Source organism: Rugamonas apoptosis, from assembly GCF_014042355.1.
GTDB lineage: Bacteria > Pseudomonadota > Gammaproteobacteria > Burkholderiales > Burkholderiaceae_D > Rugamonas > Rugamonas apoptosis.
In genome coordinates, this window is record NZ_JACEZU010000010.1 from 105,502 (window position 1) to 125,879 (window position 20,378).

Sequence of the window (20,378 nt, forward strand, 5' to 3'; positions counted from 1 at the left end):
GGGCGGCCCCTTAATCCAGATTATTTCACCTCGCGCGCCAGCTTGAGCATCTGGTAGCTGAGCGCCAAGCCGCGCCGGCGCGCCTCCGTTTGGTTGATGCGGAACGCCAGCCCGGTCGGCTCGATCACCAGCCCGATCACGGCGCCATTGCGGAACGCTTCCGCGCTGTCTCCCACCACCAGCACCGGATCATCGCCCAGCGCCTCCTGCCAGCGCCGCAGCTGGCCGCGCTCACTGCCGCCCAACACCAGCAACTGGCACTGCGACGCCCGCTGCGGTTCGCCCAGCGCCTGCAGCCGGGCCGGGATGGCGCCGCCGGCCCGCTGCACCATGGCCCGCAACGCTTCCTGCAGCGCCGCATCGCCCGCCACGCAGTAGGTGAATTCGCGCATTGGCGGTGGCGGCCACTGGGTCAGCTGGGCGAAACGGTAGATGAAGGCGGCCTTCAATTCCGCCTCGTCCTGCCCGGCCCGCGCGGCCGTGGGCGCCAGCGCCAGTGTTGTCGCCAGCACGGTAGCCAGCGCGCGCTTCATGATCCGAAGCGCCGTGTCAGCGAGAAGCGCAACACTCGCCCCTCCTGCCGCAGCGGTATGGTCGACCCGGTCGGCATATCGTAGTAGCGCACGTTGCCTATGTTGTACAAGCCCAGCGACACGTCCGTACCCAGGCTGGGCCGCCACAGCAGCGTGGCGTTCAGCAGCGCGTAGCCGGGCAAATCCTGCGCGTACGCGCTGCGCCGGCTCACGCTGAGCGCCTGCCACGACAACTGCAGCGCGTCGCCCCGCAGCGGCTGGGAGTACAGCAGCTTGACCAGCGTGCGCGGCGAATTGTCCAATCGCTGGCCCGCGCTGTCGCGGGTGTCCTGCAGCGAGACGGTCGCGCGCAGGCGCTGCCCGCCATCCCAGCGCCGCTCCAGCCCCAGCTCCGCGCCCCGATTGCGGATCGGGGCACTGTTTTCGTACACGGCGATGTCCTGGTTGGTGCTGATCAGGTCACGCAACTGCGAGCCATACAACGACACCTGATATTGCAGCCGGGGGGTGAGCCGGTGGTCCCACGCCAGCTCCAGCGTGCGCACCCGCTCCGGGGTAGGCACCGGCGCGTCGAGCGGCACGTTGACCTGGTATTCGTACAGGTTGGCCTCGCGGAACGCGCTGCCGTACATCAGCTTGAGCGTGGCGTCCGGCACGCCGCTCCAGAGCCACGCCAGGCGCGGATTGGTGCTGCCGCCGCCCACCTTGGCCTGGTCGCGGCGCAGTCCCAGGATCAGGCGGTGCGCCTTGCCCAGCCGCCAGGCGTCCTGCACGAACAGGCCATGGCGGCGGTTGCGGCCCGAGAAAATGGCGTCCGGTTCCTCGCCCACCGTGCCCGTGTTTATCTCCTGGCGCAGGTCGCTCTGGTATTCGGCGCCAGCCATCAGATCGTGGTCGCGCCAGCGGTGCGTGCTCACGCGCAGGTCCACATTGATCCAACGCCCCGTCGCCACCTTGTCGAACTCGCGCTCCGCGCCATCCTCGCGCAGGTAGGGAAGCGTGTTGCGGTACTGGCTGTGCTTGAGCGCGACGACGCCGTACAGATTCCAGTCCTCGGCCACCGTGCGCTCCCACGCCAGCGATGCAAACGCGGCGTCGAACACATTGCGTTGCCGGGCCAGCCGGCTGGCGTCGGCCAGCGAGAGAGGGTAGGGAAAATCACGTTCGCGCTGGGCCACGCCGGCACGCATGGTCCAGTCGCCCGCGCTGGCCATGCCCAGCAGCCGCTGGCCCCGGTCCCAGCTGCGCCGCAACAGCGCGTCGCGCAAGGCGGGCGCAATGTCGAACGGGGCCGCGATCCGGTCCTGCTCGAACGCGCTCGCGGCCAGCCAGCCTTCCCACTGGCCGGGCACGCGCTGGCCCCAGCTGGCGCGCACTTCGCGCCGCCGGTCGCTGTCAACCGCGGCCCGCAGCTGCACGCCGCGCAGTTTATCGGCGCCCTTGGTGATGACGTTGACCACGCCGAGGAAGGCGTTATTGCCGTACAGGGCGGAGCCGGGGCCGGGCGCGTATTCGACCCGGTCGATCACGTCCACGTCCACGAAAAATTCCGCACCCAGCGAACCGGCGTCGTAGATGTTTTCATTCACCCGCATGCCGTCGACCAGGAACAGCAGCCGCGCGTTGAAGTCGCCCGGTCGCCCCAGTCCGCGCGCGCCCACGAAGGTGAAGTTGCCGTCGCCCGTCACGTACAGGCCCGGCATGCTGCGCAGGATGTCGGCCATGTTGCGCAGGCCGTGGCGGGCGATGTCGGCGTCCGTCAGCACGTAGGTGACGGAGGGCGCGTCCGCCGCGCTTTGCGCATAGCGCGACGAGGTTGATTCCTCGACGCCGCGCGGCACGTCGTTCAGGGTCTGGCGCAGCAATTCCTCCAGCGCGGCGTCGCCAGCCGGCTGCCCCTGGCGCTGCTCCTGCTGCTCCTGCTGCTCCTGCTGCGCCGCTTGCGCCAGCGCCGGACCAGCCGGCCAACTGGCCGCCACGGCCAGCGCCAGCAACGCCTTAGTGCAGATCCGTGGCCGCATCGCCCGCCCTCCGGTAAGTGTTCTTGCCGGCCCGCTTGGCGGCGTACATGGCCTGGTCCGAGGCGTTGAGCAGGTCTGCGGACTCGCGCGCGTCGAGCGGACTGAAAGCCAGGCCGACGGTGGCGCCGATCGGCATCACCTTGCCATCGATCAGCAACGGCGCCCGCACAGCTTCGACCAGGCGCAGCGCCAGTTGCTCGGCCGCGTGCTCGTCCGGCAGGGCCGGCAGGATCAGCGCGAATTCGTCGCCGCCCAGCCGGCACAGCACATCGTCGGCCCGTACCACGTCGGCCATGCGGCGCGCCACTTCGCGCAGCACGGCATCGCCCGCGTCGTGGCCATACAGGTCATTGACGGTCTTGAAGTTGTCCAGGTCGATGAACATGAGCGCCATCAGCTCGCCGCGCTCGTCGTTGAGCGCCAGGCAGCGCTGCAATTCGCCCTGGAAGAACAGGCGGTTGGGCAGTTCCGTCAAGCTGTCGTGGTGCGCCATCTGGTGCAACTGCTGGCCCGCCACCTGTTCCTGCGCCAGCTTGTGGCGCAAGTCCTCCTGCGAAATCTGTATGCGCCGCAGCATGTCGTTGAAGCGCTCCGTCAGGCGCCCCACCTCGTCGGAACGGCGCACGGCGGCGCGCCGGCTGTAGTCATGGTCGTGGGCCACGCGTTCGGCCAGGTCCGACAACTCCACCAGCGGCGCCAGCGCACGCCGCTGCACCGCGCCCAGCCCGCGGGCGGCGATGCCGATGGCGGCGGCGATCAGGAGCGCGGCCACGCCCGTCAACAGCAGCACGGCGCGATGCAGGCTTTGCAGGCTTTCGCGCAGCAGCAACGCGCCCACCATCTCGCCCTTGAGCCGCACCGGCGCCCAGACTTCCAGCGTACTGGCGCTGGCCGCGCCGCGCGCGTCGAGCTTGGCCAGCCCGGCCGGTACCCGTGCCGCCCCCTCCGCCGGCTGGCCGTCGGCCCGCCATTGCACGAACACGCCGCCACGTTCATCCAATACCTGCACCAGCAGCAGGTCGCTGCGGCGCGAGAAGGCGGCCAGCTCGTTGCGGGCCGCGTCGGCGTCGGCGAACACCAACATGGGCGCCACGCTGTTGGCCAGCAGCTGGGCACTCAACTGCGCGCCTTGCATCTGGCGCGCGCGCGCCACCCACCAGGTGGCCGTGGCCAGCAGGACGAACGTGAGCAGCATGGTCACGCTCAGCACCAGCAAATTCATCCTGGTCAGGCGGCGCACCAGCGAACTGCGGGGCGCCGGCGCGGTGGGAGAGGTGTCGGTCATGTCGGCGTGGACGATGCGGGCGCGATGGATGTAGGCCCATCGTCCCGCCGTGCTCGTTTCCAAGAGGAATTAGTCTGCCTGAAATTGTAAGCGTAAAGCCCGCCCCGGTGGCGCAAATGCGCGGGCACCGTGGCGGGGCCGCCACCACCGCCGCGCCCGTCGCAGCACCCCCTGCCGGGCCGCCGGGCATGGTATCCTAACGGGTTGCACGGCGGCCGCATGGCCCGCCCCCATCCCGGGTTTGCTCCCAGCGCCGCGCCTCCGCCGCGACCAAAAACGTAAGTGACTGATTTATAATGACAATTACCCTCTACGGCATCCCCAACTGCGACACCGTCAAGAAAGCCCGCGTGTGGCTGGGCGAGCAGCGCCACGATTTCGCCTTCCACGACTTCAAGAAGCAGGGCCTGACGGCCGACGTCGTGGCCGGCTGGCTGCGCCACGTCCCGCGCGACGTGCTGGTCAACCGCAAGGGCACCACCTGGCGCGCCCTGTCGGACGAGCGGAAAGCGGCCGTGGTGGACGACGCCAGCGCCATCGCGCTGGTGCTGGAGTTCCCGTCCATCGTCAAGCGCCCCGTGCTGGACCGCGATGGCCAGGTGGCCATCGGCTTCTCGGCCGCGCAATACGCACAGATTTTCAATTCTTAATACGAACACCCCCATGATGACTTCCAAGACCCTGGCGCTGACGGAAAAACTGATCGCCCTCTCCTCTGTTACCCCTGACGACAAGGGCTGCCAGCGGCACCTGATCGACCTGCTGTCGCCACTGGGCTTCGCCTGCGAAGTGATCGAATCGAACGGCGTGACCAACCTGTGGGCCCGCCGTGGCACCACGGCGCCGCTGCTGGTGTTCGCCGGCCACACGGACGTGGTGCCCACCGGTCCCGTCGAACAGTGGCGCTCGGAACCGTTCAACCCCACCCACCGCGACGGCAAGCTGTATGGCCGTGGCGCGGCCGACATGAAAACGTCGATCGCCGGCATGGTGGTGGCGTGCGAGGAGTTCATCGCCGCCCATCCCGACCACAAGGGCTCGATCGGCTTTTTGATCACCAGCGACGAGGAAGGCCCGGCCATCGACGGCACCGTCGTCGTGTGCAACCTGCTGCGCGAACGGGGCGAACAGCTCGACTACTGCATCGTGGGCGAACCCACCTCCGACGAGACGCTGGGCGACATGATCAAGAACGGCCGCCGCGGCTCGCTGTCGGCCAAGCTGACCATCAAGGGCGTGCAAGGCCACATCGCCTACCCGCAACTGGCGCGCAACCCCATCCACCTGGCCGCGCCCGCGCTGGCCGAACTGGTGGCCGAGCGCTGGGACGAGGGCAATGAATACTACCTGCCCACGTCGTGGCAGATGTCCAACATCAACGCCGGCACGGGCGCCAACAACGTGATCCCGGGCGAGATGGTGGTCGACTTCAACTTCCGCTTCTCCACCGCCAGCACCCACGAATCGCTCAAGCAGCGCGTGCACGCCATCCTCGACAAGCACAATCTGCACTACGACATCAAATGGACGCTGGGCGGCCTGCCCTTCCTGACCCCGCGCGGCACGCTGAGTGACGCGCTGTCGGCCGCCATCCGCGCCGAGACGGGCGTGGAGACGGAACTGTCGACCACCGGCGGTACGTCGGACGGCCGCTTTATCGCGCAGATCTGCCCCCAGGTGATAGAATTCGGCCCTCCCAACGCCAGCATCCACAAGATCGACGAGCACATCGAACTGCGCTTTGTCGATCCGCTGAAGAATATCTACCGCCGCACGCTGGAAAACCTGCTGCGCTGATGCCTGGCCCGGGGCGCCCCACGGCGCCCGGCCCCGCCCGATAAAGACCGTTTACCGAGATAGCCATGACCACGACTCCCTTCACCACGCCGCGCGACCTGCTGCGCTACGCCGTCACCCGCTTCAACACCGCCCAGCTGTTCTTCGGCCATGGCAGCGCCGAGGCGCTCGACGAGGCGGCCTACCTGATCCTGCACACGCTCAAGCTCCCGCTCGACAAGCTCGATCCCTTCCTGGACGCACGCCTGCTGCCCGAGGAAGTGGCGGCCGTGCTGGCCGTGATCGAACGGCGCGCGGTGGACCGCGTGCCGGCCGCCTACATCACCAACGAAGCGTGGCTGGGCACCTACAATTTCTATGTCGACGAGCGCACCATCGTGCCGCGCTCCTTCATCGCCGAACTGATTCCCGACTACTTCGCGCCGTGGGTCAATGAGCCGGATAATATCGCCAACGTGCTGGAACTGTGCACGGGTTCCGGCTGCCTGGCCATCATGCTGGCCGACGCCTTCCCGGACGCGCAAGTGGACGCGGTCGACATTTCGGCCGACGCGCTGGAAGTGGCGCGCCGCAACGTGGCCACCTACAAGCTGGAAGACCGCGTCAACCTGATCCAGTCCGACCTGTACACCAACGTGCCGGCCAAGAAGTATGACCTGATCATCACCAACCCGCCGTACGTAAACTCCGGCTCGATGGCCAAGCTGCCCAAGGAATACCTGGCCGAACCGCAGATCGCCCTCGACGGCGGCAGCGACGGCATGGACCTGGTGCGCAAGATCGTGGCCGGCGCGGCCGAACGCCTGACGGAGGACGGCATCCTGATCGTCGAAATCGGCAACGAGCGCGAATTCGCGGAAGCGGCCTTCGGCCACCTGGGCCTGACCTGGCTCACCACCAGCGCCGGCGACGACATGGTGTTCCTGCTCACCGCCGACCAGCTCAAACTGTAAAGAACCACCAGATGATCCGCTTTATCAATGTAAGCCTGATGCGCGGCGTGAAGCCGCTGCTGGAAAACGTCGACCTCACCCTCAACCCCGGCGACAAGATCGGCCTGATCGGCGCCAACGGCGCGGGCAAATCGAGCCTGTTCGCCATGCTGCGCAATGAGCTGCACCCCGACCAGGGCGAAATCGACTTCCCCGCCAAGTGGCGCATGGCCTACGTGGCCCAGGAAACCCCGCCGCTGGAACGGGCCGCGCTCGACTACGCGATCGACGGCGACGTCACGCTGCGCAAGCTGGAAGCGGAACTGGCACGGCTGGAAGCGGAGCCGGAGTCGCACGACAACGGCATCGCCATCGGTGAAATCTACAGCGCGCTGGCCGACGCCGACGCCTACACCGTGCAGTCGCGCGGCGAACAGCTGCTGCTGGGCCTCGGCTTCTCGCTGGACCAGATGCAGCAGCCGGTGGCCAGCTTCTCGGGCGGCTGGCGTATGCGCCTGAACCTGGCGCAGGCGCTGATGTGCCCATCCGACCTGCTGCTGCTCGATGAACCGACCAACCACCTGGATTTGGACGCCATCATATGGCTGGAGGACTGGCTCAAGCGCTACCCCGGCACCCTGATCATCATCTCCCACGACCGCGACTTCCTCGATGAAGTGGTGAACGTGGTGGTGCACATCGACGAGCGCAAGTTGAAGCGCTACTCGGGCAACTACTCGGCCTTCGAACGCCAGCGGGCCGCGCAGATGGCGCTGGCCGCCGGCGCGATGGAAAAGCAGCAGCGCAAGCGCGCCCACCTCGAATCGTTCATCGAACGCTTCAAGGCCAAGGCATCCAAGGCCCGCCAGGCGCAAAGCCGCATGAAGGCGTTGGCCAAGATGGAGGAACTGGCGCCGCTGCGCGCGGCGGCCGAATTCTCGTTCGAATTCCGCGAACCGCTCAACGCCCCCAACCCGCTGCTGGTGATGGAGGACGTCAACGCCGGCTACCGCATCGAGGACGACAAGACGGGCGACGTGAGCACCAAGAGCATCGTCCACGGCATCAACTTCTCGCTGCAGATCGGCCAGCGCATCGGCCTGCTGGGTGTGAACGGCGCCGGCAAATCGACGCTGATCAAGACCATCGCCGGCGACCTGTCGCCGCTGACGGGCGAAGCCACGGTCGGCAAGGGCCTGACCATCGGCTACTTCGCCCAGCACCAGGTGGAAATGCTGCGCCACGACGAATCGCCGCTGTGGCACCTTGCCAAGATCGCACCCACCACGCGCGAGCAGGAGCTGCGCAACTTCCTGGGCGGCTTCAACTTCCCCGGCACCATGGTGACCAGCTCCATCGCCCCGTTCTCGGGCGGCGAGAAGGCCCGTCTGGCGCTGGCCATGATCGTGTGGCAGCGCCCCAACCTGCTGCTGCTCGATGAACCGACCAACCACCTGGACCTGGAAACGCGCGAAGCGCTGACGGAAGCGCTGGCCCAGTTCGAAGGCACGCTGGTGGTGGTATCGCACGATCGCCACCTGCTGCGCGCCACCACCGACCAGTTCATCATCGTGGCCGACGGCAAGCTGCAACCGTTCGACGGCGACCTGGACGACTACAAGGATTGGCTGTTCCAGACCAAGCTGGGTAAAGGCACCGACGTGCTGCCGGCCGCCGGCAAGGCCAACAAGACCGACTTCCCTGTCGCCTCGCCCGTGGCGCCGCCGTCCGCTCCCGCGCCTGACCGCAAGGACCAGAAGCGCCAGGCGGCCGAAGACCGCCAGCGCCTGGCCGCGCTGCGCAAGCCGCTGGAACAGAAGATCAAGCGCCTGGACGACCAGATCGCCAAGCGCAGCACGCAGAAAGCGGAAGTGGATGGCCTCCTGGCCGATCCCGCCATCTACGAGGCGGCCAACAAGGCCAGGTTGAAGCAGGCGCTGGCCGACCAGTCCTTCTTCACCAAGGACCTGGGCCAGCTGGAAGGCGAATGGCTGGAATTGCAGGAACAGCTGGAGGCGCTGGCCTAAACCAGCCCCTCACCGGTGGCGCCGGCGGTACGCCGGCCGCTCACGCGGCCTGGCGGGCGCCCACCGGCACTTTGCGGATCGACATCAAGCGGTCGATGTCGACCACGATCAAACGCCGCCCGTCCACTTCCCCCAGTCCCAGCAGGTAATCGACGCTCTGGCCGTCCCCGGCGTCGGGAATGGGCTGGATCTGTTCCGCGCTCAGGCTGACGATGTCCGTCACGCCGTCCACCACCATCCCCATCACGCAGCTCGACAGCTTGAGGATGACCACGTCCGTCATCGGATCGTGCCGCTCGGGCCGTGGGCCGAAGGCGATGCGCATGTCGACGATGGGCATGATCACCCCGCGCGACACGGCCACCCCGCTGACGATCTCGCCGTCCGTGGCGAAGCGTTCCAGCGCTTTCAACGGGCGCAGCTCCTGCACCTTGCGAAAGTCGAGCGCGTATTCCAGGCCGCCCAGCTGGAAACTCAGATACTGCTGGACGCTCGCCTCCACCGGCGCCATTCCCGGCTCCGTTCCCGGCACGGCTGTCGGCGCGGTCCCCGGCAACGGCGGCGTGGCGCTGGCGTATTGCGTTTTCTCGATTGGCATGGTGTTCCTTTCGAAGGCATGTGCCATCCTAACCGCCGCCCCTGGAGCAGATGTTGAGCCGGCTCAATAATCGCCAGCGACTTCCAGTTTGCTACAATGACTGTCCATCCCCTACCCGCTCCGCCGGCCGCCATGCCCCCATCCGCGCCATGAACAGGCAGCCATCCATCACCATCGATCCGCAACAAGTGGAGTTGATCGCCATCCGCGCCCAGGGGCCGGGCGGGCAGAACGTGAACAAGGTGTCGAGCGCGGTGCACCTGCGTTTCGATATCGCCGCATCGTCGCTGCCGGCGCACATCAAGGAACGGCTGCTGGCCTTGCGCGACCAGCGCATCACGCGCGAAGGCGTGGTGGTGATCAAGGCCCAGCAATCGCGCAGCCAGGAGGCCAATCGGGAAGACGCTCTGCGCCGCCTGCAGGAAATGGTGGACAGCGTGGCCGTGCTGCCGCCGCCACGGCGCCCCACCCGCCCCACCCTGGGCAGCCAGCGCCGGCGCCTCGACAGCAAGAGCCTGGCGGGCGCGCGCAAGCAGGCGCGCGGCAAGGTTACCTTTTAGGGCAAGCGCCGGCGCGGCGCTACTCGTCCAGCGCCCAGTCGATGGTGCCACCGCTGCCCGAGAAGATCACGGGCAGGCGGCTGCCGGCCGCCCGTAACATGCTCTTGATGGCCTTGGGCGCGCTGTCATACAACGGCCCCAGGTCGGGATTGAACACCATGGAACGCACCAGCACCTCGCCATCGACCAGCCGCACGATGCAGCGGGTGCCGCGCATCACCAGCCGCTTCTGCCGCTCCACCACCGCCATCTGCTCACGCGCCTGCTCCTGGCGCACCTGCTCGGCCTTGATCGCCAGCGACAACTTGGCCACCGCCTTGAGCGTGGGCCCCACAGTACCGGCCATCTTGTGGAACAACTGCTCCTGTTCCGGCGTGAGCACCACCTCGCGCTTGCGCACGCGGGTGGCCAGGGTCAGGTAATTGCGCACCTCCGGCTGGCCCGTCAGGCCATCCATCTCGCTCTTGCGTTGCCCGGCCTCGCGCTCGTGGCGGGCCAGTTGCGCGCCCAGTTCGGCCAGTTTGACATCGTACTTGGCCGTGTCGGGCACCAGCGCGAAGAGCAGCATTTCCGACTGCTTGCGGGGACCGGCGCTGGCGATCTCGATCTTGCGGCCCGCCACCGCGCAGCCAATGGCCAGCTTGATCACCACTTCATCGGCGATAATCTCGCAGTTGACGGCCTCGCCCACCAGCACCCGGGTGCCGGAAATGACGCAGTTCTCGGCCCGCGCCAGCGTGATCTCGCCCTGCTTGGTCTGCAGCACGGCGCCTGAGGCCACGCCCTTCATGCGGATGTCGCCGTTGGCGTTGATGGCGCTGCCGCCCACCAGGTTACGCTGCAGGACGATGGTGCCGCCGCGCGAGCTGATCTTGCCGAACACGTCGCCGTGGATGGTGATGCTGCCACCTTCCACCACGCGCTGTTCCTGCACTTCGCCAAATTCCTCGTATTCGCCGCGCAGTTGCAGATTGCCCGTGGTGCGCGCGCTCACGCCCTCGCGGCTGACGATCTTGGGGCCGATCGAGATGCGCTTGCTGGACGGGTCCACGTTCAGGAAACCATCTACCGCCGCCACCAGGTATTCACCGTCGGGCTGGTGCTCGATCACGGTACCGGTGCCGGCCACGGTGCTCAATTCGATGTCACGCGGCGGCGCCGGTTCGATCACGATGCCCGACAGTTCGTAGCCGCGCGTGCCGGGCGCGCGCGGCTCCTTGCGCAGCAGCTTGACGTGCGCCTTGACTTGCGGGAAGCGGTTCTGGAAGGTGTGCCAGTCCAGCCGGCCGTCGGCCATCTCGCGCGGCGCGTTGCTGCGGTGGATGTCGCGCGACACTTCGACGAACGCGGCGTCCACGCCCGGCGTGGGCGCCAGCCGGCGCGCCGCCACGATGCGGACAGCCTTGCCCGAGGCGATCGCCGCCTTGACGGCCGGCGCGTCGATGCCGAAGCGGATCCCCTTGACCCACATGTCGGCCACGAACTCGTCGAAACTGAGGTGGGCCGGTTGGGGCGGCGCATCGGGTACATCCAGGAACACGGGCTCGAAATAGTATTCGGCCTCGCCGTGCACGATGCGCACCGCCTTGTACAACTCGCGGCGCGCCGACAGGAAGGGCTGGACGTCGTCGGCGAAGCGGATCAGCGCATGGTTCTGCAGCCCGGCGGGCAAGGCGGGGCCACAGTTGTACAGCACGCGGATGAAGACGGAATAATCAAGCCCGGCGAAGCAGGCACTGGACAGGAACACCTGGTTGACGGCCGCCTGGCAGGCCACGGCCGGCGCGTCGGACTGGAAGTACACACCGTCGGGCCGCCTGACGACGGCCAAGGGCAGCTCGTCGTCAGTAAGTGGATAATCGGCCAGGGCGTCGTCAGACACGGTCTTCCTCGATCGGGGGTGGTGGCAAGGCGCCGGAAGCGGCCGCGCGGGGACGGCTCAGCGCTTGCAGCGTACCATGAGAGCGGGTACGCCGTCACCTGCGGCCAGCCCTACCCCTGCCCTAAGTCGCCGTACCGTGAGTGGACAAGTGCCAGTCCAGTGAACCGCTGGCGCGCGCGAACAGTTCCTCGCCGCCGCTCGGCGTGCCGCGCAGGCGCAGCTTGATGTCCTTGGCCGCCAGGTGGTACAGCGCGCCGCTGTCGGCCTGGAACGGCATGGTGCGCACCAGCGTGTCGCCGGCCACCATGTGCAGGCCACAGCGCGCCAGGCCGGCCGCCTCGGCCCGCAGCGCCGCCACCCGCGCGGCGCGCTCGACCAGCAGCTTGTGCTGGGTCTGGCCGGCCTGCAGGTCCTGGGTCAGCTTGCCCAGCGCCTGCACCTCGGCCGCCACGGCGCCGGCGATCTTGCGCAGGTGCTGGCCCTGCTCGGGTGTCAGCGTCAGTTCCTGGGTGCGCAGCTTGGCCGCCAGCGCCAGATAGCGCCGCACGTCCGGCTGCTGGGAAATGGTGTCGATCTCCGCCTGCAGCGTCACGTTAGCGGTGGCGAAGGCGGCGCTGCGGGTGCGCAGGTCGGCCAGTTCCTGGTCGAAGTGGCTGACGTCGCGCACCAGCACATAGATCACCATCTCGGTACGCTTGCGCGGGCCGCAGCTTTCGATTTCGACGTTGCGGCCGGCGATGGCGCAGCCTTCGGCTACGCCGATACGCACTTCGTCGGCCACGATCTCGCAGTTGGAGGCCTCGCCCACTTCCACGCTGGTGCCGGCCAGCACGCAGTTCTCGGCCCGCCCCACCACCAGCTTGCCGCCATGCGTCTGCAGCACGGCGCCCGAAGCCACACCCTTGACGTGGATGTCGCCGGCCGCGTTGTGGATATTGCCGCCCACCAGGTTGCGGTCCAGGATCACCTGTCCGCCCTTGGAGTGGATATTGCCGTACACATCGCCATGCACCGTGATGTCGCTGCCGTGCACCTCGCGCATTTCCTGCACGTCGCCGAATTCCTCATAGCCGCCGGCCAGCTCCAGGTTGCCCGTGGTGCGCCCGCTCACGCCTTCCTTGCTGACGATCTTGTCGGTGATGGCGATCCGGTGCGACTTGGCATCGACGCTGAGAAAACCTTCCTTGGTCGAGATCAGGTATTCGCCGTCGTCCTGCTGTTCCACGGCCGTGCCATCGCCGGCCAGGTGGCGCAGCTCCAGGTCCTTGGGCGCGTCCGGCGCGCTGGGCATGCCGGCCAGGTCGTAGCCGGGCAAGCCCGGCACGCACGGCAGCTTTTTCAGCAGCCGCATGTTCTGCTTGATCTGCGGGAAGCGGTTCTGGAAACTGAGCAGGTCGACCCGCCCGTCCGCGCGCTCGCGCGGAGCGTCGCTGCGGTGGATATCCTGCGATACCTCGACCACCACCGCATCCTGGCCGGCGGCCGGTTCCAGCTCGCGCGCCACGGTGATGCGTTCGCTCTTGCCGCTGCTGATGGCGTGGGCCACGGCCGCCACGTCGATCCCGAAGCGCACCCCCTTGAGCCACAGGTCAGCCACGAATTCGTCCACGTCCAGTTTGGTCTGGCGCTCCGGCAGCACAGTGCCGTCGGGCAGTTCCTCGGCGTCCAGATAAATGGGCGCGAAGAAGTACTCGGCGTAGCCATGCCCCATCTTGACTGTCTTGTACAGCGCCTGGCGGGCCGGCATGAACGGTGCCACCCCGTTGGCCACCCGCAGCAGCGGCGGCTGGCCGGGCAACGGTGGCGGCAGCGCCGGCCCCACGTCGTACAGGGCCTTGATCAGGGCGCCGTAATCGAGGCCGGTGAGCAGGCAATGCGACAGGAACAGCTGGTTGACGGCCGCCACCCGCAGCGGGGCCGGCACGGCCAGGTCGACGTACACGCCATCGGTACGCTGGATCAGGCCGGCGGGCAGCGCGCCCGCCGGCGCGGTCGCGGCCGACGGCGGCGCTGCCTGGGTAACTTCTGAGACCACGGTTTTCCTCCAGCCTGACAGCTCGATTGAAAAATGGGAATAGGCGCAAGGACGCTAACGCCATTGCACCTAAAAAATTAATATTACACCCAAGTCAAGCTAATGCTGAAAAATTTGCGGCATGAAACAGTAAAACCCGCGTCACGTTTGTGCAAGATCAACGGTGCGGCGGGTGAGCGTAGATGTCCTGTCCCACTTCATTGATCTGGCGCCGCAGGTCGCGCCGTTCGTCGGGCGTCAACCGGCCGGCGCGGCGCTCGGCGTTATGGCCATTGTCCTGCAGGGCGCGGCGCGGTTCCTCGGCGCGTCCTTCGAACGAGCGCGGGTCGGGTTGGCGGGGCTCGGCCTGGCGCGGGTCGGCCTGGCGCGGGTCGGCCTGATACTGCTGCATGCGCTCGGCACGCAGCATTTCGCGCATGGGCTGGACGGGGCGGGCCTCGTCACGACGGCCGCCGTCGGGCGGGGCGGCCATGGCGCCCGAGGCGCCCAGCAGGCCGCAACAGATAGCCAGGGTGCCGGCTGTGTATCGAACGCAAAAACTTGCGCTTGCTGCCGCGTAACGTGTTTTGTGATCGATGTGCATGCTATTCCTCATCCCTGATACTGGCCCTGGCGGACACGTGGTACGCATCCATGACCGCAGTGTATGATGCTTTATCAGACGCGGTAAGACCAAATGGGTAAAGTTTGTAACAGTTTGTAATGCCCTGCTGCAAACATTTTCGTCCGTCAAATATGACGTTACCATAGCAACATAAATATGACAAATTTGGCAGGATCATGACTACTAACGCAACGGAATCGAACAACACCCCGGCCAACCAGCATGGCCACCAGGCCAAGATCATGGTAGTGGACGACGACGTCCGCCTGCGCGACCTGCTGCGCCGCTACCTGACCGAGCAGGGTTTCAATGTCTTCACGGCCGAGAACGCGACCGCCATGAACAAGCTGTGGCTGCGCGAGCGCTACGACCTGCTGGTGCTGGACCTGATGCTGCCGGGCGAGGATGGGCTGTCGATCTGCCGCCGCCTGCGCGGCGCCGGCGACCAGACCCCCATCATCATGCTGACCGCCAAGGGCGAGGATGTGGACCGCATCGTCGGCCTGGAAATGGGCGCCGACGATTACCTGCCCAAGCCCTTCAATCCGCGCGAACTGGTGGCCCGCATCGGCGCCGTGCTGCGCCGCAAGGGCCCGGACGAGATTCCCGGCGCGCCGTCCGAAACGCCGCAAACCTTCGAGTTCGGCCAGTTCGTGCTGGACCTGGGCACCCGCACGCTGAAGAAGAATGGCGAAACGGTGCCGCTGACGACGGGCGAATTCTCCGTGCTCAAGGTGTTCGCGCGCCACGCGCGCCAGCCGCTGTCGCGCGAAAAGCTGATGGAACTGGCGCGCGGCCGCGAGTACGAAGTGTTCGACCGCAGCCTGGACGTGCAGATCTCGCGCCTGCGCAAGCTGATTGAGCCCGACCCATCGAGCCCGCTATACATCCAGACCGTGTGGGGCCTCGGTTACGTGTTCATTCCGGAGGGCCAGCCCCGCTGATCGGGGCAAGTGCGCATGAAGCTTTCCGCCACGCTCCCGCTCCGCTACCTGTTCAATTTCAGCTGGCTCAAAAGTGGCCTGTTCTGGCGCACCTTCGTGCTGCTGGGGACCTTGACGAGTATCAGCATGACGGCCTGGGTCGGCATGATCAGCATCGTCCAGCACGAGCCGCAAGTGCAGCAGATCTCGTCGCAGGTGATCTCGGTGGTCACCATCACCCACGCCGCCCTCACCCACTCGGCGCCCGAACTGCGGCGCGAGCTGCTGTTCGACCTGGTGTCGAACGAAGGCATTCGCGTGTTCCCGCTGGAGGATGACGACAAGGTGGCGCCGCCGCCCGACAACGCGCTGATGCCCGACATCGCCGCGCTGGTGCGGGCCAAGCTGGGCGCCGACACCCGCTTCTCGTCCGAGGTGAACGGCGTGGCCGGCTTCTGGATCAGCTTCAAGATCGACGACGACCAGTACTGGCTGATGCTGGAGCGTAACCGCATCCGCGGCCTGACGGGCATCCAGTGGCTGGGCTGGGCCAGCGTGGTGTCCATCCTGTCGCTGCTGGGCGCGGCCCTCATTTCCAGCCTGATCAACCGTCCGCTGGCGCGCCTGACGGCGGCCACCCGCGCCTTCGCCCAGGGCAAGCGCCCGGAGCCGCTGCCGGAACAAGGGCCGCGCGAAATCCGCGAGGCCAACCGCAGCTTCAACCAGATGGTGGACGAATTGCAGCAGGTCGAATCGGACCGCGCCGTGATCCTGGCCGGCATCTCGCACGATCTGCGCACACCGCTGGCGCGCATGCAGCTGGAAGTGGAGATGGCCAACCTGTCGGCCGAGGCGCGCGACGGCATCCAGTCCGACATCGGCCAGATGGACGCCATCATCGGCCAGTTCCTCGACTACGCCAAGCCGACCGAGGCATCCAGCTTCATCAACGTCGACGTCAGCGCGCTGCTGCACGATACGGTGCGCGAAGCGGAGCGCCTGCCCGACGTGCGCATGCACGCCGAGATCGCGGAACGGGCCCACGTGATGGGCAACGCCACCGACCTGCGGCGCGTGATCAACAACCTGATCGAGAACGCGCGCCGCTACGGCAAGACGGCCGGCACCGACGTCACCGAGATCGACGTGCGCTGCACCATCAAGGGCATGCACCTGGCCAAGCGCGTGGTGATCGACGTGGCCGACCATGGTTGCGGCGTGCCGGACGACCAGATCGAGAACCTGCTCAAGCCCTTCACCCGGCTCGACGCCGCGCGCGGCCAGGCCAACGGCGCCGGCCTGGGGCTGGCCATCGTGGAACGGGTGCTGCAGCGCCACGGCGCCGAACTGCATGTGCGCAACCGCGATGGCGGCGGCCTGCAGTTCCAGATCGTCATGCGCGCGCTGGGCTGACCATTCATGCCGGGTTTGACAGGATTGACGGGTTTGATGCTGTCGCGGGCGGTGGCGCCCATCGCCTGCCTGCTCAGCCTCGGCCTGGCGCCATCCGTGGCCGGCGCCAGGCCAGCCACGCCCGCTGAATCGGCCACACCGGCCAAATCACCCAACTCGGCAATAGTGACCACACCGGCCACGGCGGTCGCGCGGCCGCCCGATACCCGTCCGGTCAGCGCGGCCGAGCAGCGCTCGTTCGACCAGTTCCAGCGCCAGTACGACCCGGCGCCCGGCGCGGGCAAGGCCCGGTTGATGGCCGAACGGCCGGCCGGTAAAGGCCCGTGGCAACTGAGCGCCACCATGGAAACGCCACCCCGGCTGGCCATGCCGGGCGTGTGTCAGCTTGAACGCAGCGTGTTCCGCCATGTGCCGCAAGCGCCGGACGGCCAGCCCTGGCGCGCCGACGGCATGGCCCTGCCCTACGTATGGCTGGCCGTGGCCGGCCCGTGCGTGGCGCCGGCCCGCCCGGTGCGGCTGCTGCAAGCGTTGCCGCCGGAAGTGGTGCTGCAACTGTTGAAGGAAAACGCGGCCCTGCTGAACCGGGCCCGCCTGCTATTCGCCGGCAATACCCAGTGCGCGCGGCTGCGCGCCCTGCCGTTCGCGCTCGACGCGCTGGGCCGGGGGCCGCGCGCGAACGGCGCGCCCACCATCTACACGCTGCTGTTTCGCGGCGAGCGGGGCGAACTGGCCCAGGTGGACGCCCGCTACAGCCGCGCCGAACTGACGGCCTGGAACGTGAGCTGCCCGGCGCCATAGTGTCAGACTGCCAGGCTGCCGCCCCATCGGCACGCCAGCGCACCAGCGCACCAGCGGCTATCCGCGCACGGCGGTCCCCTCCAGCATCCGCGTCAACAGCAGCTCCGCAGAGCCGTAGCCGTACAGCGAATCGACCTCCATCCCCTGCGTGTCGTAGGGTACGGCTTCCTCGCGTTCGGAACGGCTGGGATCCTGGTCGGAATAGGTCACCCGCCACGCGCGCCGCAGCGCGTCGGCCCGGCGCAGGTAGGCCGGCATCGGCCACAGTGCCGGATTGAAGTCGACCGTTTGCCCCAGCACCGGCCAGCGTCCGCTGGCCAGCGCCATGTCGCCCATGCGCAGCACACGCAAGGCGTCCTCGGGCCGCAGGTGGCTCAGCGCTTCCAACGGCGGCAAATGCGTATGGCGCGGGCCGAACAGGTAGGCCAGCATGATGCGGCTCGACGGCGCCAGGCGCGCCACCAGCCCACTACCGTAGCCGCCCTCCAGCAGCGGCACCGCGAACCAGCTTCCTTCGTGATATGGCTGCTTCATTGCATCCTCGTCAATCAAAACCGCAGTGTAGCCATGGCGCGACGAAGGCGGCGCACGCCATCGGACGGGAAAACATGCGCTTATGTTACACTGCTGCCTCGCTAGGGGTCCTGGAACGTTGTTCCGGGTGAGAGATACCCTCCGTACCTGATCTGGATAATGCCAGCGAAGGAAAGCGCAAAGTGCTTCCCCTCCTTTGACAGCTCCCCCGCTGGTTCCAGCCCAACACGCACGAACAACCAGCGCCGCGGCCATGCCGCGCACCAGAGAGCATCGAAGAGCACACCATGTCCACGCCCAATTTCACCCTGTCCGCCCTGACCCTGGCGGTCCTGCAAACGTTGTCCGGCGCCGCCCTGGCCGAGGCCGAGCAAGCCATCCCCGAAGTGATCGTCAGCGGCGCCCGCGTGGCGCCCGGCCACGCCTCCGTGGCCGGCTTCAGCGACATGCCGCTGATGCAGACGCCCGCCTCCGTCACCGTGCTGACCTCGCAGCAAATGGTCGACCGCGACATCCGCAGCACCACCGACGCGGCCCGCTACGACGCCGGCCTGAGCGACGCCTACAACGCCGTCGGCTATTCCGAGCAGTTCTCCATCCGCGGCTTCAAGCTCGATAACGCCACCAGCTACCGCAAGGACGGCATGGCCATTTCCGGCGACACCCAGATCCCGCTGGAGAACAAGGAACGGCTGGAAGTGCTCAAGGGCCTGTCCGGCCTGCAGGGCGGCGCCTCGGCGCCGGGCGGCATGATCAACTACGTCACCAAGCGCCCCACCAACGCCACGCTGCGCTCGTTCATCCTGGAAGAGCGCGAGCGCGGCACCGTGTACGGCGCCGTGGACCTGGGCGGCCGCTTCGAGGACAACCGCTTCGGCTACCGCTTCAACGCCGCCGCCGAACGCCTGCGCTCCTACATCAAGGGCGCGGACGGCAACCGCAAATTCATCTCCGGCGCCATCGACTGGCAGCTTTCGCCGCAAGCCCTGCTGCGCCTGGACGCCGACTACCAGACCAAGTCCCAGGTATCCGCTCCCGGCTTCCAGTTGCTCGACAACGTCACGCTGCCCAGCATCGCGGCCGACAACATGCTCAACAACCAGCCCTGGAGCCGTCCGGTGGAAACCACCAGCAGCAACCTGGGCCTGAGCTTCGAATACCAGCTGGCGCAGGACTGGCACGCCACCGTGCGCGCCAACCAGCACCAGTTCAAGCGTGACGACTACACCGCCTTCCCGTACGGCTGCTCGGCCCAGCAACTGTACCCCGGCTTCTGCGGCAACGGCGACTACGACGTGTACGACTACATCAGCCTGGGCGAGAAGAAGTCGCCGCTGAACGTGCAAGCCCTGCTGCAAGGCAGCCTGGCCACCGGCGCCGTGCGCCACGCGCTGACCGTGGGCACCACCTGGTTCCGCAACAGCGAGAAATGGGGCGACTACGTGTACGACTACGCCGGCGTGAGCAACATCTACCATCCGGTGGTGGTGCCGCCCGTGGACCGCAGCAGCGGCCCCGTGTCCGAGCGCCGCCGCAGCAGCGAAAGCGCCGTGCTGGCCCAGGACATCGCCAGCCTGACCGACACCCTGGCCCTGCACGCGGGCGCCCGCTACGCAAAACTCAAGCGCGACGAAGTGGTCGACACGACGCTGCCGGCCGTGCACACCGCGCACGGCTTCTGGCTGCCCAACGTGGCGCTGGTCTACAGCCCCGCCGCCACCCTGTCCATGTATGGTTCCTACGCCCAGGGTCTGCAATACGGCAGCGTGGCGCCGATCGGCACCGATAACGCCCAGCAGGCGCTGGACGCCGGCAAGTCCAAGCAGTTCGAAGCTGGCGTGAAAGCGGCGCTGGCGCCGGACCTGAGCATGACGGCGGCCCTGTTCCAGATCCGCCAGGGCCTGGAATACATCGACGCTTCCAACACCTGGGTGCGCAACGGCCAGGACCAGCACCGCGGCATCGAGTTCACGCTGGACGGCAAGTTAAGCAAGCAACTGGCCATGGGCGTCACGGCCACGGCCCTGCACACGCTGGCCAGCGGCACCGGCCGCGCCGACATGGACGGCAAGCGCGTCACCAACGTGCCGGCCTTCAAATCCAGCGTCTATGCCGACTACGCCGTGCCGCAGGTGCGCGGCCTGAACCTGAACGCCAACTGGCAATACGCGGGCAAGAAAGCCTTCGATCCGGCCAACGCGGTGATGGTGCCGGCCTATCACGTGGTCAATGTGGGCGCCGCCTACGCCACCCGCGTGGCTGGCACGGCCACCACCTTGCGCGCCCATATCGACAACGCGTTCGACCGCTTTTACTGGCGCGATGTGACCCCGGACCTGGGCGGCTACCTGTTCCCCGGCGCCAAACGCACCTTCCGCGTGTCGGCCCAGTTCGACCTGTAATGCAGCAAGCCGCCGCGCCGCAGGGTGCGGCGGC

General features: G+C 67.4%; 17 protein-coding genes and 1 riboswitch. Of the genes, 9 read left to right on the forward strand and 8 right to left on the reverse strand.

From position 1 onward, the window contains the following. Positions 1-20 precede the first annotated feature (20 nt). From H3H39_RS19625 to H3H39_RS19635, 3 genes are read right to left on the reverse strand one after another with little or no spacing between them, the layout of a single operon-like run. Positions 21-533, reverse strand: a complete 513-nt coding sequence (locus H3H39_RS19625; RefSeq protein ID WP_182155672.1) for a YfiR family protein — start codon at positions 531-533, stop codon at positions 21-23. After that, on the reverse strand, positions 530-2,554 hold the full coding sequence (locus tag H3H39_RS19630; RefSeq protein ID WP_182155674.1) for a TonB-dependent receptor plug domain-containing protein: 2,025 nt from the start codon (positions 2,552-2,554) through the stop codon (positions 530-532). Before H3H39_RS19630 ends, H3H39_RS19625 begins: the two co-directional genes overlap by 4 nt. Beyond that, positions 2,532-3,902 (reverse strand): sensor domain-containing diguanylate cyclase, encoded by a 1,371-nt coding sequence (locus H3H39_RS19635; RefSeq protein ID WP_229218141.1) that lies wholly within the window; start codon positions 3,900-3,902, stop codon positions 2,532-2,534. Before H3H39_RS19635 ends, H3H39_RS19630 begins: the two co-directional genes overlap by 23 nt. A gap of 233 nt (positions 3,903-4,135) precedes the next feature. Here H3H39_RS19635 and H3H39_RS19640 point away from each other — a divergent pair, with 233 nt between their 5' ends. The 4 genes from H3H39_RS19640 (at position 4,136) to H3H39_RS19655 (ending at position 8,595) form a co-directional block, all read left to right on the forward strand. Further along, positions 4,136-4,489, forward strand: a complete 354-nt coding sequence (locus tag H3H39_RS19640; protein WP_182155676.1) for an arsenate reductase — start codon at positions 4,136-4,138, stop codon at positions 4,487-4,489. A gap of 13 nt (positions 4,490-4,502) precedes the next feature. Next, on the forward strand, positions 4,503-5,636 hold the full coding sequence (dapE, locus tag H3H39_RS19645) for a succinyl-diaminopimelate desuccinylase (RefSeq protein WP_182155678.1): 1,134 nt from the start codon (positions 4,503-4,505) through the stop codon (positions 5,634-5,636). A 65-nt stretch (positions 5,637-5,701) separates the two neighbouring features. After that, positions 5,702-6,589: a 50S ribosomal protein L3 N(5)-glutamine methyltransferase gene (prmB, locus tag H3H39_RS19650; RefSeq protein WP_182155680.1), complete on the forward strand. Its 888-nt coding sequence runs from the start codon at positions 5,702-5,704 to the stop codon at positions 6,587-6,589. Positions 6,590-6,600: 11 nt separating this feature from the next. After that, on the forward strand, positions 6,601-8,595 hold the full coding sequence (locus H3H39_RS19655; protein WP_182155682.1) for an ATP-binding cassette domain-containing protein: 1,995 nt from the start codon (positions 6,601-6,603) through the stop codon (positions 8,593-8,595). Positions 8,596-8,635: 40 nt separating this feature from the next. Here the strand turns inward: H3H39_RS19655 and H3H39_RS19660 are convergent, their stop codons facing one another. Beyond that, the gene (locus tag H3H39_RS19660) at positions 8,636-9,106 is read right to left on the reverse strand and encodes a chemotaxis protein CheW (RefSeq protein ID WP_182155904.1); all 471 of its coding nucleotides are present in this window, start codon (positions 9,104-9,106) and stop codon (positions 8,636-8,638) included. A 236-nt stretch (positions 9,107-9,342) separates the two neighbouring features. Between H3H39_RS19660 and arfB the strand changes: the two genes are divergently transcribed. Next, a complete protein-coding gene (arfB, locus tag H3H39_RS19665) occupies positions 9,343-9,753 on the forward strand; it encodes an alternative ribosome rescue aminoacyl-tRNA hydrolase ArfB (protein ID WP_182155684.1) in 411 nt (136 codons plus the stop codon). Positions 9,754-9,772: 19 nt separating this feature from the next. Here arfB and H3H39_RS19670 read toward each other — a convergent pair whose 3' ends face one another. From H3H39_RS19670 to H3H39_RS19680, 3 genes are all read right to left on the reverse strand, one after another. Next, positions 9,773-11,635 carry a flagellar assembly protein A gene (locus H3H39_RS19670; RefSeq protein WP_311196944.1) on the reverse strand — a complete coding sequence of 621 codons (1,863 nt, stop codon included), beginning with the start codon at positions 11,633-11,635 and terminating at the stop codon, positions 9,773-9,775. Positions 11,636-11,756: 121 nt separating this feature from the next. After that, positions 11,757-13,670: a flagellar assembly protein A gene (locus tag H3H39_RS19675; RefSeq protein WP_311196945.1), complete on the reverse strand. Its 1,914-nt coding sequence runs from the start codon at positions 13,668-13,670 to the stop codon at positions 11,757-11,759. Between the two features lie 157 nt (positions 13,671-13,827). Further along, on the reverse strand, positions 13,828-14,253 hold the full coding sequence (locus tag H3H39_RS19680; protein ID WP_182155686.1) for a hypothetical protein: 426 nt from the start codon (positions 14,251-14,253) through the stop codon (positions 13,828-13,830). A gap of 197 nt (positions 14,254-14,450) precedes the next feature. Here H3H39_RS19680 and ompR point away from each other — a divergent pair, with 197 nt between their 5' ends. The 3 genes from ompR to H3H39_RS19695 are packed head-to-tail and all read left to right on the forward strand — an operon-like array spanning position 14,451 to position 17,408. Further along, complete coding sequence (ompR, locus tag H3H39_RS19685; RefSeq protein ID WP_182155688.1) at positions 14,451-15,218, forward strand: osmolarity response regulator transcription factor OmpR; 768 nt, start codon at positions 14,451-14,453, stop codon at positions 15,216-15,218. A 15-nt stretch (positions 15,219-15,233) separates the two neighbouring features. Then, the gene (locus tag H3H39_RS19690; protein WP_182155690.1) at positions 15,234-16,610 is read left to right on the forward strand and encodes an ATP-binding protein; all 1,377 of its coding nucleotides are present in this window, start codon (positions 15,234-15,236) and stop codon (positions 16,608-16,610) included. Between the two features lie 6 nt (positions 16,611-16,616). Further along, positions 16,617-17,408, forward strand: coding sequence for a hypothetical protein (locus tag H3H39_RS19695; RefSeq protein WP_182155692.1), 792 nt, complete (start codon positions 16,617-16,619; stop codon positions 17,406-17,408). Positions 17,409-17,465: 57 nt separating this feature from the next. Here the strand turns inward: H3H39_RS19695 and H3H39_RS19700 are convergent, their stop codons facing one another. Then, entirely contained in the window at positions 17,466-17,942 is a 477-nt protein-coding gene (locus H3H39_RS19700) for an Imm26 family immunity protein (protein WP_182155694.1), read from the reverse strand. A 93-nt stretch (positions 17,943-18,035) separates the two neighbouring features. Further along, positions 18,036-18,133: riboswitch (TPP riboswitch) on the forward strand. 96 nt (positions 18,134-18,229) lie between these two features. On the opposite strand from H3H39_RS19700, the gene H3H39_RS19705 reads away from it, so the two are divergent. Next, complete coding sequence (locus H3H39_RS19705; RefSeq protein WP_182155696.1) at positions 18,230-20,344, forward strand: TonB-dependent siderophore receptor; 2,115 nt, start codon at positions 18,230-18,232, stop codon at positions 20,342-20,344. Positions 20,345-20,378 lie beyond the last annotated feature (34 nt).